The 13723-nt window shown below is 41.5% G+C and carries 9 protein-coding genes (1 of these 9 only partly in view); 3 read left to right on the forward strand and 6 right to left on the reverse strand.

Annotation, left to right across the window (positions count from 1 at the left end):
- The 3 genes from LVD17_RS06915 to rpmH all read right to left on the reverse strand — a co-directional run.
- A protein-coding gene (locus LVD17_RS06915) for a S41 family peptidase (RefSeq protein ID WP_233765673.1) crosses the window boundary here: on the reverse strand, positions 1 to 1579 show its 5' portion. It extends 77 nt beyond the left edge of the window; 1579 of the gene's 1656 nt are visible here — the first part of the coding sequence; its start codon is at positions 1577 to 1579; the stop codon falls past the left edge of the window.
- A gap of 1 nt (position 1580) precedes the next feature.
- Positions 1581 to 1955 carry a ribonuclease P protein component gene (gene rnpA, locus LVD17_RS06920; RefSeq protein WP_233765674.1) on the reverse strand — a complete coding sequence of 125 codons (375 nt, stop codon included), beginning with the start codon at positions 1953 to 1955 and terminating at the stop codon, positions 1581 to 1583.
- 83 nt (positions 1956 to 2038) lie between these two features.
- The gene (gene rpmH / locus LVD17_RS06925) at positions 2039 to 2194 is read right to left on the reverse strand and encodes a 50S ribosomal protein L34 (RefSeq protein WP_155170611.1); all 156 of its coding nucleotides are present in this window, start codon (positions 2192 to 2194) and stop codon (positions 2039 to 2041) included.
- A gap of 232 nt (positions 2195 to 2426) precedes the next feature.
- Here rpmH and LVD17_RS06930 point away from each other — a divergent pair, with 232 nt between their 5' ends.
- Positions 2427 to 4139 (forward strand): M61 family metallopeptidase, encoded by a 1713-nt coding sequence (locus LVD17_RS06930; RefSeq protein ID WP_233765675.1) that lies wholly within the window; start codon positions 2427 to 2429, stop codon positions 4137 to 4139.
- A gap of 74 nt (positions 4140 to 4213) precedes the next feature.
- On the opposite strand, the gene LVD17_RS06935 is transcribed toward LVD17_RS06930, so the two are convergent.
- From LVD17_RS06935 to LVD17_RS06945, 3 genes are read right to left on the reverse strand one after another with little or no spacing between them, the layout of a single operon-like run.
- The gene (locus LVD17_RS06935; protein ID WP_233765676.1) at positions 4214 to 6286 is read right to left on the reverse strand and encodes an insulinase family protein; all 2073 of its coding nucleotides are present in this window, start codon (positions 6284 to 6286) and stop codon (positions 4214 to 4216) included.
- 1 nt (position 6287) lies between these two features.
- The gene (locus LVD17_RS06940; RefSeq protein ID WP_233765677.1) at positions 6288 to 7649 is read right to left on the reverse strand and encodes a M16 family metallopeptidase; all 1362 of its coding nucleotides are present in this window, start codon (positions 7647 to 7649) and stop codon (positions 6288 to 6290) included.
- A gap of 38 nt (positions 7650 to 7687) precedes the next feature.
- On the reverse strand, positions 7688 to 8686 hold the full coding sequence (locus LVD17_RS06945) for an adenosine kinase (protein WP_233765678.1): 999 nt from the start codon (positions 8684 to 8686) through the stop codon (positions 7688 to 7690).
- A gap of 489 nt (positions 8687 to 9175) precedes the next feature.
- On the opposite strand from LVD17_RS06945, the gene LVD17_RS06950 reads away from it, so the two are divergent.
- Both LVD17_RS06950 and LVD17_RS06955 read left to right on the forward strand, forming a co-directional pair.
- Positions 9176 to 12712, forward strand: a complete 3537-nt coding sequence (locus tag LVD17_RS06950; RefSeq protein WP_233765679.1) for a cadherin-like domain-containing protein — start codon at positions 9176 to 9178, stop codon at positions 12710 to 12712.
- 14 nt (positions 12713 to 12726) lie between these two features.
- Entirely contained in the window at positions 12727 to 13635 is a 909-nt protein-coding gene (locus tag LVD17_RS06955) for a PorP/SprF family type IX secretion system membrane protein (protein WP_233765680.1), read from the forward strand.
- Positions 13636 to 13723 lie beyond the last annotated feature (88 nt).

A 13723-nucleotide genomic window follows, 5' to 3' on the forward strand; every position in this document is an offset into this window, starting at 1 on the left:
TATCGAAGGAGGCTTCAATACTGCCTTTTTGAAGATAGAACCTTGAAGCAATTTCTTCTTCTAACACTTGTTTTATTTCTTCTCTGAATTTTTCGAGATCCTGCTCTTTATTATGTTTCACTTTCTGTTGCAACTCATGAAGCTGGTTTTGTATGTCTTCAAAGTATTTCTCTTTCTTAGCTGATTCCTCAAGCTTCACTAAATCCTGTTCCACTTTGGTAGTGTAATCATAATCCTTATCGTCCAGCCATTGTTTGAATGCATTATATTCTGTGTCACTTAGTTTAAATTCCACTGCAGGTGGAATGCTGCCCTTATCATAGGCGTAGCCCGTGGCATAGTTAAAAATTAGTCCTTTAGATATGAGACTAACAGTAATAGGTGCATAATACTCCGGTGCTATTTCCAGATCAGGGTCAAGGCCACCTCCATCATAGACCGGGCGTCCATTAGCGGTTTTAAATTCCATTTTTAAAGAATCCGCTATTTTGTGTACTTTACCATCCTCATCGCGGTGCGTGTAATCAAGAGATTGAATACATCTTCCGCTGGGAATATAATATTTAGCAGTGGTTACTTTTAGCTGAGCATTATAAGTGAGCGGCCTGGTAGTTTGTACTAATCCTTTCCCATATGTTTTACCACCTATCAGTATTCCACGATCATAATCCTGAATAACACCTGACACAATCTCGGCAGCAGAGGCACTACCTCCATTGGTTAGCACTACCAGCGGTATCTCTGTATCCACAGGATTATTTAATGTCCTATAAACCTTGTTCCATTCGGTTACTTTGCCCTTGGTCGAAACCACTTCCTTATTCTTAGGGATAAAGACATTGGAAACATTAACTGCTTCACTCAATAATCCTCCAGGGTTGTTTCTTAAATCCAAAATAATTTTAGTAGCTCCTTTCTCTTTTAACTCTTCTACGGCTTTGGCTACCTCCTTGCCGGCATCACTGGTAAAATCCTCTAGCTTCACATACCCGATGTCATTGCTTACCATGCCATAAAACGGGACATTGGTAACGGTAATTTTTTCTCTCTTAAAAGCAAAGGTCAGCGGTTCTTCATGACCGTATCTGCGAACCTTTAGCTGTAGCTCTGTTCTTGCCTGTCCTTTTAAAAGCGTGCTAATGGCAGAAACATCTTTGCCGGTCACATCTTTTCCGTCTATTTCCAGCAGCTCGTCTCCGATACGAAGACCAGCGTTATACGCGGCATATCCTTCGTAGGGCATGGTGATAATAGTTTTGCTGTTAATAGTCCCGATTAAGGCTCCTATCCCGGCATATTGTCCTGTTGTCATTGTCCTGAAGGATTCTATTTCATCTTCGGGGATATAGTTAGTATAAGGATCAAGGGATTCCAGCATGGCATCAATACCAACACGTATCATTTTGTCGGGATCTACTTCATCAACATAGTAGGCATTGACTTCCTTGAAGAGGGTGGCGAAAATATCGAGGTTTTTGGCTATCTCAAAGTACCTTTCGGTAGGGCCAACAAACGAAAAAAGGGTAAACGCCAGGATTACGAATACCCCTGTAATTTTAACTTTATTATTCCTTAGCATATTATTCACTTTTCTTAGCCAACTGATTTTTTAAACGTTCTAAGACAGCAATCAGTTTCCTTTCGATATCATTAAACTCCATAAGGTCCTTAGAAGTATAAATATATGCAATTTGATATTTAACACTGGTATCGAGAAGATGCTTATTTAGCCGGTAAGCCTCACGTATCCTACGCTTCAACTTATTTCGCAGCACGGCTTTTTTAAAAGATCTTTTGGGAACGGATATGAGAATCTGGTGAGCAGGAATATCCTCACCTGCTCTAAAAATGACTTTGAATGGATATAAATAAAAAGAGGAACCCTGGGTGAAGAGTTCCTGAATTATTTTTTTATGTGCAAGCCTTTCTGACTTTTTAAAAGTCATTGATGCCATTTCGGTAGTTTTTTTCAATGCTCTTGCCGAAAAAAACAGTCCAAATTTAGGCTGCTGCCAGCCTTACTTGTATCGGCAAAAGATTATTTGTGAGTCTTTTCGTCAGAAACAGTAAGTTTCTTTCTTCCTTTAGCTCTTCTTCTGGCTAAAACCGCTCTACCATTAGCAGATTCCATTCTTGATCTGAAACCGTGCTTGTTCTTTCTCTTTCTTTGCGAAGGTTGGAATGTTCTTTTCATTGTTATATTCTTTTAGCCCTTTAAAACAGGACTGGTCTGTCACTTAAGTTTTTATCGGGCTGCAAAGATAACGAGCTTTTTTGTATTTGCAAATAGTCTCCCAATTTTGTTTGAAGCAATGCTAAAAACTGTAACAATATGAGTTGTTACGTTAACTTTATAAAAAATACTTTGCCAACCTATTGGGGGCTCTTACCCATTCGGTGTTGTAAAATTAAAACAACTTACTAACATGAACTATTCCATTCATCTTAAAAACCCTCTAACCCATTTTTTCACTGTAAAGCTTGAACTGGACAAGGTAAATTCTGAAAGTGTACTATTAGAATTGCCAATATGGAGACCAGGCAGGTATGAAGCAGCAAACTATGCCAAGAATATCAGGGGTTTCAACATTGAAAACGAAGATGGAGAGCCTTTAAATTACACAAAGGTCAACCCGAGTACCTGGAGGGTCGACACGGCAGGTGCCGGATCTATCGTGGTAAGTTACGATTATTTCGCTTTTAAAATGGATGCCGGGAATAGCTGGTACGACGAGTCACATATTTATATTAATTTCATTAACTGTATGGTTTATGATGCAGCAAGGCTCAACGAACAATGTAAAGTATCCATTGATATACCAAAAAACTATCAGGTTGCGTGCGGGCTTGAACATGATCAGCAGTCCTTTGTAGCGCAGGATTACTATGAACTGGTTGACAGTCCGTTAATGGCCGGGGCTAACCTTGAGCATCATGAATACAAAGTGGATGGATACAACTTTCACATCTGGCTCAACGGTGAGCATACGATTAAGCCGGAGAAGCTTGTCAGCGATTTTAAAAAATTTACTCAGGTACAGGTTAAGGAGATGGAGGAGTTTCCGGAAAAGGAATATCATTTTTTGATTGAGGTCCTTCCATATAAATTTTATCATGGTGTTGAACATCATGATTCTACCGTAATTTGTCTAGGCCCGGGCCATGCACTCAATACAGAGGATAATTATAGTCAACTGCTCGGCGTGAGTTCCCATGAACTTTTCCATGCCTGGAATATTATAAAAATCAGGCCTCAGGAAATGATGCCGTATCAGTTCAATAAATCTGTAGTCTTTCCTACCGGCTTTGTTGCCGAAGGGTTCACCACTTATTATGGTGACTTGTTTTTGGCCAGAGGCGGGGTATTTGACAGACAATGGTATTTCAGTGAATTGAACACGCTGTTCCGCAGGCATTTCTCCAATTACGGGAGATTAAATTATTCTGTTGTTGACTCTTCGCTGGACTTATGGATAGACGGCTATGCCATTACCACTCCAGAACGTAAGAGTTCTATTTATGTAGAGGGTGCTATGGTTGCCCTTTGCCTTGACTTAATGATCAGACAAAAGTCGGCGGATCAAAAATCTCTTGATGATATTATGAGGAAACTCTGGAGCTTGTATGGTAAAACAGGAAAAGGATATAGCTATGAAAATATCAAAGAGGTTAGTGAGAGCGTATACAGCGCTGACCTGAGTGATTTCTTTGATGCGCACGTTAAGGGCAAGGAGTCCAAGAAGGTTCTTATTAATGACCTATTAAATTATGTTGGCTGCCAATTGCTTGAAAAAGATTCTGAGAATGACCTTGAGAAGTACTTTGGTATTCGAATAGCGGAACCTAATGGCTCACTGAAAATCACTCAAATTGCACCTGGTTCGGTCGGTGAAAATTATTTCTCTCTCAATGATGAGATTTTGTCAATCAATGATCAAAAGCTTGATATTGAAAACATAAACCAGTTTGGCGCAAGTAGTTATGAATTTCTGGTACGCAGAAACTATAAAGATATCACTATAAAACTTAAACCAGGAGAGAACAAGTATTTTCATCAGTATACTATTGAGCCTCTTCCCGAGCCATCAATGCAGCAAAAAACATCTTTTGAAAAATGGACTGGCTGCGAGCTTGTTTAAAATATTGACAGGCTGTGTATACAAAGAAGGCTGCCCGGTTTTTGGGCAGCCTTCTTATTTTCTTTAAAACATTATTACTTAAAAGTATCGTCGCTGATTTCAGGATTAACTTCAATGCTTTCTGTTTTGATATTCATTTTCATTCCTCCTCCCATCGGCTGTACGACAAGGTGCGGAAAATAAATGCCATCTACTTCTTTGTAATCACCAAACTCAGTTGACATGGGCATCTCTCCCTGCGGAGTTTTGGCCACTCTTGTTTGTCTGATCTTAAAGCCAGATTCCGTATCATAATACTGAGTAACTTTGGTGCCTGATGGATAAGTAACTTCAACCGCATAAGCGTCCGAGGCGTCCACTTTTTCTATTCCTATCAGCTTTGTTTCTACACCAATCTCATCATACTTCAATTCCGGAAATGGATAGCTACCAATCACCAATTCTTCCTTGATTTCCTCATTAACAGGAATTTTGTTACCCATTTGTGCAACAACGGCTTCATTCTCATTAAGCATCTGCTTGCTCATAACATTGCCTCCCATACCTACTTCCACAAGCAATTTTTTTGGAGTTTTTTTGTACACTTTCATATCAATGGAATTGCCCATCATATCCACTCCCATATCCATTTTAAGTGATTTAACAGTGGATAGTTTGTCCTTGCCTCCTATAGCCTTCAAATAATTGTCAATTACTTTACCGGCAGTAAGTCCGGCAGGTAACTTTTTGGAGGTGCCGGGATCATATTCATTTCCATAGATATCGTAGTATTTTACAGGGCCGAATTTTTTAAGTCCATCGGCTACGTCTGAGGCTTTTCCTACCACCACTATGTTGGCATGGTCAGGCTTGATGTATTTGTCGGCCATGGCTTTAACATCGGCCAAAGTGGTGTTTGAAACATTTTTCAGGTAGTTGGCATAATAGTCCTCAGGCAGGTTATACCTGGCAGTGTTGATGGCAAAGCTTGCCACTGTCGAAGGTTGCTCCAGAGCACGTGCAAAGCTACCTATCACGGATGCCTTGGCTGCCAATAACTCTTTTTCTTCTACTTCTTTACTCCTGATCCTCTTCAATTCATGTAGAAATTCATGAACTGCGCTATCAGTAACTTCATTTCTTACACTTGCCGAAGCATTGAAATTACCAACCAGTTCGTCACTGGATAATGATGACCTGGCTCCGTAAGTAAATGCCTTGTCTTCACGCAGATTTTGCATCAACCTTGATGAGAATCCTCCCCCCAATATCTGATTAAGTACTCTTGACTTGATCACATCCGGATTTCCCGGCTCAAGTTGAATAGGGTAGGTTACATTAATAACAGACTGAACACTTGTTGGTCTGTCAACCATGGCCACAAAGGTTTCTTTTGGGGCATCAGGCACTTTGTAGGTGGGTTGGGTAACTTCGGCTTTTTCCCACTTGCTGAAATATTTCGTTACCAGTTTTTTGGCATCTTTAAACTTGATGTCTCCAACCACTGCCAGATATCCTACATTAGGTTTGAAGTACTTGTTATAGTATGTCTTAGCATCTTCGATGGTGATATTTTCAACAGTTTCTTCTGTTGTTATCTCTCCATACGGATGGTCTTTACCATAAACGAGCACGCTCCTTACATTACCTGCAATGGCGTTAGGGTCATCCTTGCTTGCGGCCAGGCCGGACAAGGTTTGCTTTCTGATCTTCTCCAGCTCCTCCTGAGGGAAGGCAGGGTTAAACAGTACATCTGTCATCAACTCCAGCAACTTTTCTTTGTGTTTGGTCAAAGATGCGGCATAGACGCCCCCGGAGGATGTGGAAAGGGATGCTCCTATAAAATCGATCTCTTCATCGAGTTTTGCTTTGCTGCGGTTCGTGGTGCCGTTTCTTAGTAACTGCCCCATGATATTAACATAGCCTGCTTTATCTCTTTCAAGGATAGGCTCATTATCAAGGGTTAAGGAAAAAGCAACTCTTGGGATTTTATGGTTTTCAACTACAAATACCTTAAGCCCGTTCTTCAATTCAAAGGACTGGTACTCGCCGATCTGTATTTCCGGAGCCGGTCCGGGTTTAGGAGCCTTAGTTCTATCTACCTGAGCAACTGCGCTGAATGAGATAAAAACCAAAGCCAGTAATAGTTTGAAATGTATGGTTTTCATATTAGTTCTCAGATTTAGGTTCAGTGTTAGCAGATTGATCTCTTTGTGATTCGGGGAGATAATATAGTACTACCCTATTATCTTTAGTGAAATACTGATTGGCCACTCTCTTAATATCTTCTCTCGTCACATTCATATATTTCTCTATCTCGGTGTTGATAAGGTTGGCATCACCAAAGTACACATGGTAGTTTGCCAGATTTTCTGCTATTCCGGCCATGGTACTGTTTTGTGTTACAAAATCATTTTCAACCTGGTTTCTGATCTTTTGAAATTCCCTTTCTGTGATCAATTCATTCTTCACGCGGTCGATTTGCTCATCAATACTTTTCTCAAGTTCCTCTACCCCTACTCCCATATTGGCAATGGTATACACAAGGTATAACCCTGGGTCTTCAAGGGCCAGAGGGAAAGATCCGGCTGTAACTGCTTTCTGCTGCTCGTCTACCAGGCTCTTGTACATTCTGGAGCTTTGTCCATCGCTCAACAGTGTGCTTAACATGCTTAATGCATAGGCATCATCGGTACCTTGTGCTGGAATATGATAGGCCTGAACGACTGCAGGAAGCTGCACCTGATCATAAACTACATCCCTTACTTCTTTCTCCTGCTTTGGCTCTACGATGTCAGGCCTTGGGATCTCTTTTCCTCCCCTTGGGATATCCGCAAAGTATTTTTTAACCAGGTTTTTAGTTTCTTCGATGGAGATATCACCAGCTATCGACAAGGTGGCATTTTCAGGCACATAGAAAGTCTCATAAAACTGAATGAACTCTTCCAGTGAAGCTGAGGTCAAATGATCAAGTGAGCCAATGGGCATCCACTGATAAGGGTGCTTGTTATATGCTCTCTGGAATACTTCAATGATCAGTCTTCCATAGGGCTGATTGTCGTATCGTTGTCTTTTTTCTTCCTTTACTACTTCTCGCTGAGTTTCTACACCAATGTCTTCAATTTTGGCATGCATTAGCCTTTCGGACTCCAGCCAAAGGCCCAGTTCGAGTTGATTAGAAGGAAGTAATTCGTAATAAAAGGTCCGGTCAAATGAGGTGTTGGCATTGTTTACACCACCGGCATTGGTAATGTACTTGTCAAATTCTCCTCTATTGATGTTTTCAGAACCTTCGAATAGTAAATGCTCAAAAAAATGGGCAAACCCTGTTCTCTCCGGATTTTCATTTTTTGAGCCTACATGGTACATGATACTAACTGCAACAATAGGTGTGCTGTTATCCTGATGGAGGATAACGTGCAGCCCATTATCCAAATCAAATTCTGTATATTCTATTTTGTTGCTTTTTTGAGCGTACAATGAAGACGCCAGCGCGACAAAAAGAAAATACGCGATGATCGCTTTTCTCATATTTGTTCGGTTGGGTTAAAAAATGGTTATTTTATCGATTAATCAAAAAGATGATTCAAAACTTCTTTGGATTCGTGCCACTCCAAACGTGGTCCAAATTTGGACACGATCTTTGATGATGCAAGACTTGCAATCTTTCCTGCCTCAGCATAACTATGCCCATGTGTGATCCCATATAAAAATGCTCCTGAGAACATATCACCGGCACCATTGGTATCTACAGCCATTACTTTGTAGGGCTCAATATCAATAAAAGTATCTCCATCGAATATAATGGCTCCGTTTGCTCCTTGGGTAATAGCAAATTTCTTAGCTACCTTCTTTAATTCTTCACGGGCTTCGAGCAGATTGTTTTTACCTGTAAAGAGCATAGCCTCTTCTTCGTTGCAGAACAACAGGTCAACACTTGCTCCCACAACTTGTTCCATAGGTTCCTTAAAATATTTAACCATACTTGGGTCGGAGAAGGTAAGGGCCGTCTTCACTCCATGCTTTTCAGCCAGTTTTTTGGCATGTTTCATAGCTTCCTGACCATTTTCTGAGGTTACCAGGTAGCCCTCAATATATAAGTATGAAGAATCTTTAAGCTTATCTTCATCTATCTGGTCCGTGGAGTATGTAGCGGTTATCCCCAAGAAAGTATTCATGGTCCTGTTGGCATCAGGGGTTGTCATTACCAGACACTTGCCGGTTATACCTTCCGGTGCAGTACCATCTGTCAGGTTCGTATCGACACCATTTTCCCTAAGGTCTTTCAGGTAAAACTTGCCCATATCATCGTTAGCCACTTTGCACGAATAGAAACAATTGCTACCAAACTGACTGGCTGCTATGACTGTATTTGCTGCTGAGCCCCCGCAGGCCAGGTTACTACTAGGGAGGTGAATGGCTTCAACAAGCTCAAATTGCCTTTGCTCATCCACGAGGGTCATCAATCCCTTTTCAATTTTGTATTTCTCGAAAAAATCGTCACCTACTTCTGTAACAATATCTACAAGGGCATTACCAATGCCATAAACATCATATTTTTTACTCATATGTCATAATTTTTGAGGGGTGCTAAGTTAAAACTCTTTAGGCATTAATGAAATTGAACGCAAATTATCAAATCCTTACTAACTGCTAAGCTTACAAGTTGTGTAAAGTGTTTGTTTGATATACACTCTGACTGCCAACAAATTACCTATGCCTAAAATAATTGTCCACCTATTTGTCCCTCAGGTTTTTCCACCTCATAAGTTTATAATACTTATCCTCGTAAAATTATTTAGTTAAATCCATATAAGTTTATAAAAATGAATTGTCAAATAGTTGGACCTAAAGCACTTTTAACACATCCGAAGAGCCACCCATGCCTGCATGTTCCCAGGCTAAGAGGATGGCAACAATACCATTTCAAATATAGGAGCTTGTAGACAAGCCTTTGAAGTATGAAGAGCAGCCTTAATTCAAGGACAGATTAAGTGCGCCCTATATTAAACTCTGGCGCATATGCCAGTCCAATTTAAAACCTGAAATTAATAACTATGAGAATTTTTACCCATTTAGCACTATTAGTGCTGGGCATACTATCTTTTGGGCTAGGCTATGCCCAAACCTCGGTAGTGGTGATCGACAACATCAACAACCCTGCGGGAGACTATCCTGTCGGTAGTCAGGTATGTATATCATTCGATTTACATAATATAGGTCCCGATGCCACTATTAATGATATTACGGTTAATTATGAACTCCCCGAAAGGCTAAGCTTTAGAACATCGGGCTCAAGTGGTATATTTTCCGAATCCGCAGGGCTTGTTTCAGGAATCCATAGCGGCTCAATTGCAGTTGGCTCATCGGTTACATACACCATGTGCTTCGAGATAGAGGAAGGCGCATGCCCCGGATCAAAAATCGGAGGAGGAGAAACCTGCTCTACTCCTGAGGGGAGCCTCACGATTTCGGGAGGCGCTGAGCTTTCTCCGGGTTTTCTCAGATTCAAAGAATGGTCGCACTGGGGAGTCGGCGGCAGTGAAGACGTCGAGGCTGATAAAATCTCAAATTATTTCCCTTTGGGCCAGTCAAACCCAACATCTACCTGTAGTCCAAACACCGGGACAGCGACTTCTGCAGATATCGAATTCTTCTATGATAATGATAATACCTCATTTGATTCGAAAATTAGCAGCTATTCCGGTGCGGGCGACAGGATTACATGGGAATGGTACGGCATTATAGTACCTGATGAAACTACCAATTATACATTCTGCGGTACTGCTATTGATGACGGCTGGGCGGCATGGATAACTGACAATTTCGACCCCGAAAGTGGTGATGTGTTAGACCCTACCAATATGAATTTGGTAGGTGAAGAGTTTCAATGGAATGGAGGCGGCACGGTAAATACCCCTGACTTTTCATTAGTGTGTGGAAGGCCTTACTTTTTCCGTATTGTGGTTTCCAGCAGAAACAAATGTACAAATGGTGCTGACTTTGGATACACATCAATCACACTTGCTAAAACAAGTGCTTCCTGCACCCAGGCGTGGGGAAGTATGATCTCTGAAAATATAGCTACTCCTCTGACGCTGAACTTAAATTGTGCTCCTGCTCAGGGCAATGAACAGGTTAACATTAACGAAGACAGTGGCCTTTCAGTGTTTGATCTGGTTAGTAACAACGCTGACCCTGACGGTGACCCCATTGCTGTTTCTTTTCCGGAAGGCACAACTACCACAACAGGAATAACCATAACTGACAATGGTAACGGCACTATTAATTATACTCCTCCCGCAAATTATTTTGGTCAGGACACTTTATTTTATACAGTCTGCGATAATATTAGTGTTGTTAATTGTGTTAGTGATACCCTGATTATCACAGTAACCCCTGTTAATGACGAGCCGTCATTTACCAAAGGCGGAAATGAAACTGTGGACGAAGATGCCGGAACACAAACAGTTACAGGATGGGGAACATCTCTGGACAACGGGGCCTCTAATGAAAGTGACCAAACCTTATCATTTATAGTCACGAATGATAATAATGGCTTATTTAGCGTTCAACCCACAATAGATGCAAACGGCGTATTGACTTATACTCCTGCTGAAAATGCAAATGGTACCACAACAGTTACCGTAATTCTGAAAGATGATGGTGGCACTTCTAATGGTGGCGACGATACCTATGAGACGCAAACCTTCACCATTACCATTAGGCCGGTAAATGACGCACCACTAGCTGTTGATGATTCTAAAAATGTTGACGAGGACATTACCCTGACAGTGACAGCGGCCAATGGATTACTGACAAATGACACTGATATTGATGGGGATGCACTTACGATAACCCAGTTTAATGTTGAGGGCACAACGTATCCTGCCGGAACCACTGTTAATTTAAATGAAGGTGACCTGACTATTAATTTGGATGGCAGCTACTCATTTGTTCCTGCCTCAGGTTATAACGGAACGCTGCCGGAGGTAATTTATACCATGAGTGATGGTGTACTGACCGATGAAGGTTCTTTAGCTATCAGCATCAATCCTGTCAATGACGGACCTGTCGCTATTGATGATTCTAAAAGCACAGTAAAAAATACCACATTAACTGTTTCTGCCAGCAATGGTGTCCTATCTAATGACACTGATATTGATGGGGATGCACTTACAGTTACTGAGTTTGAGGTTGATGGTACAACATATCCGGCTGGTACTACTGCCAACCTAACCGAGGGTAGTTTAACCATCAATGCAGATGGCAGTTACACGTTTGTACCTGCGGCCGACTACACTGGTACAATACCTCAAATTACCTACACTGTAAGTGATAACGTGGCTACAGATGAAGGAACTTTAACTATCAATGTTACCGAGATCGCCAATAATACTCCTGTAGCAGTAGATGATACCAACAACGTTGATGAAGGTAATACCCTGAGTGTATCTGCAGCCAATGGAGTTTTAGCCAATGATACTGATGCTGATGGAGATGCCCTATCCGTTTCCCAGTTTGTAGTGAATGGACAAACTTTCCCGGCCGGCACTACTGCCAATCTTCCCCAGGGCGACCTTACCGTCAACGCTGATGGCAGTTATACTTTTGTTCCCGCTGAAGATTTCACCGGTTCAGTACCTCAGGTAACTTACACGGTAGGTGACGGTCTGGATTCAGATGAAGGCACACTTGACATCGTTGTAAATCCTGTAAACAAGGCTCCAATTGCCGAGGATGGCACGATTCAAGCTGAAAGCGGAGAAACTGTTACAGGCACCATAGCACCACTGGCCACCGATCCGGATGGAGATGCCCTGACTTTTGGCCTTGTAACATCACCAACCAATGGTACGCTCGTCCTTAATGGCGATGGTGGTTATACCTATACTGCTCCTGAAAATTTTAGTGGCACAATCACTTTTGTTTATGAAGTATGCGATGGTACTGTCTGTACACAGGCCACGGTTACAATCACAGTAACCAGTGATGATACTGATAATGACGGGATTCCGGACGACGTGGAAGGAACCGGAGATACTGATGGGGATAGTACACCTGACTTCCAGGATACTGATAGTGATAATGATGGAATACCTGACGATGTGGAAGCGGGCGATGACGGAAATAACCCTGTAGATACAGACAATGACGGTACACCTGATTATCTGGATGAAGACAGTGACAATGATGGGATACCTGATAGTGAAGAGGCCGGTAGTGACCCCGCAAACCCTGTAGACTCTGATAATGATGGCCTTCCTGACTACAGGGACCCTCTGGAGGATACGGATACTGAGGTCTTTATCAATCAACAAGTTTCTCCTGAAGGGGATGGTGTAAATGACTTTTGGGAAATAGAAAGTATTGAGAAATATCCTCTCAATAACGTGAAACTATACAACAGGTGGGGCAACCTGATCTTTGAGCAAGACGGATATAATAATGCTGATAAAGTCTGGACCGGCAACTCCAATTCCGGATTACTACTTCTTGGCGACAGGCTTCCTTCCGGGACGTATTTCTACGTCATAGATCTGGGAGATGGCAGTGCGCTGAAATCAGGTTATATCGTGTTAAAAAACAATTAAAATAGAGATTCAAAATGAGGTATTTTATAATAGCTTTTACCTTAATCACCTCGGTGATTGTGAACCACTCCTATGCCCAGCAGCAGGCTATGTTCACACAATATATGTTTAATCAACTGGTATTGAATCCTGCATACGCCGGTAGCCATGAGACGTTAAGTCTCACAGCTCTGGCCAGGTATCAATGGACGGGTATAGATGGAGCTCCTAATACACAAACTTTTTCAGCTCACTCTCCGGTATTTAATGATAAAGTTGGTGTAGGCCTGGTGGTATCTAACGATGAAATAGGACCAACTAATCAATTAAATGTTACGGGTATTTATTCTTATAAAATTAAATTTAACAATGGGAGCCTGAGGTTTGGTTTGCAGGGTAGCTTTGTTCAGTATAAAGAAAATTTTAATGACCTGGCCAATAACAATGGTACTGACAACGCTTTCAGCCAAAATATAACTGAGTCTGCCCCAAATTTCGGAGCAGGTTTATACTACGAAAACTCCAGATTTTACGCAGGGCTTTCATCTCCCTTTTTACTAAACAATTCGTTTGGCAATGAAGGGTCTTCCTCAAAGCTCAGGCAGCACTATTTTGCTACGGCAGGCTACCTGATCGACTTTTCTCCATCCCTAAAGCTAAAACCCAATGTTTTGTTAAAGGCAGTAGAGGGTGCTCCAATGGAGTTTGATGTGAATGCGAATCTTTTAATCAGGGAAGTATTGTGGTTAGGTGCCTCATACCGCTCTTTAGACTCTTTTGATTTTCTTATGGAATTAGTTTTATCTGAGCAGTTTAGAATAGGCTATGCTTATGACCAGACGGTAACTGACCTTAACAAGGTAAGCGGCGGAACTCATGAGTTTATGCTCAATTACAGGCTTAAATTGTCAAAAGACAAAATACTAACCCCTAGATATTTTTAACTGTACCAGTAAGAATCAATACAATTTCAGGCATCCTGCAACGCGGTTTTGCGGGATGCCTGAAACAGATACTGGTCTCTAAAAAAAT

The organism is Fulvivirga ulvae (assembly GCF_021389975.1).
GTDB classification, from domain to species: domain Bacteria; phylum Bacteroidota; class Bacteroidia; order Cytophagales; family Cyclobacteriaceae; genus Fulvivirga; species Fulvivirga ulvae.

Bases quoted from the DNA above. Each gene is read 5' to 3' on its own strand.
- LVD17_RS06955 (WP_233765680.1), top strand. From the start codon at position 12,727: ATGAGGTATTTTATAATAGCTTTTACCTTAATCACCTCGGTGATTGTG.
- rnpA (WP_233765674.1), bottom strand. From the start codon at position 1,955: ATGGCATCAATGACTTTTAAAAAGTCAGAAAGGCTTGCACATAAAAAA.
- LVD17_RS06945 (WP_233765678.1), bottom strand. From the start codon at position 8,686: ATGAGTAAAAAATATGATGTTTATGGCATTGGTAATGCCCTTGTAGAT.
- LVD17_RS06935 (WP_233765676.1), bottom strand. From the start codon at position 6,286: ATGAAAACCATACATTTCAAACTATTACTGGCTTTGGTTTTTATCTCA.
- LVD17_RS06950 (WP_233765679.1), top strand. From the start codon at position 9,176: ATGAGAATTTTTACCCATTTAGCACTATTAGTGCTGGGCATACTATCT.
- rpmH (WP_155170611.1), bottom strand. From the start codon at position 2,194: ATGAAAAGAACATTCCAACCTTCGCAAAGAAAGAGAAAGAACAAGCAC.
- LVD17_RS06930 (WP_233765675.1), top strand. From the start codon at position 2,427: ATGAACTATTCCATTCATCTTAAAAACCCTCTAACCCATTTTTTCACT.
- LVD17_RS06940 (WP_233765677.1), bottom strand. From the start codon at position 7,649: ATGAGAAAAGCGATCATCGCGTATTTTCTTTTTGTCGCGCTGGCGTCT.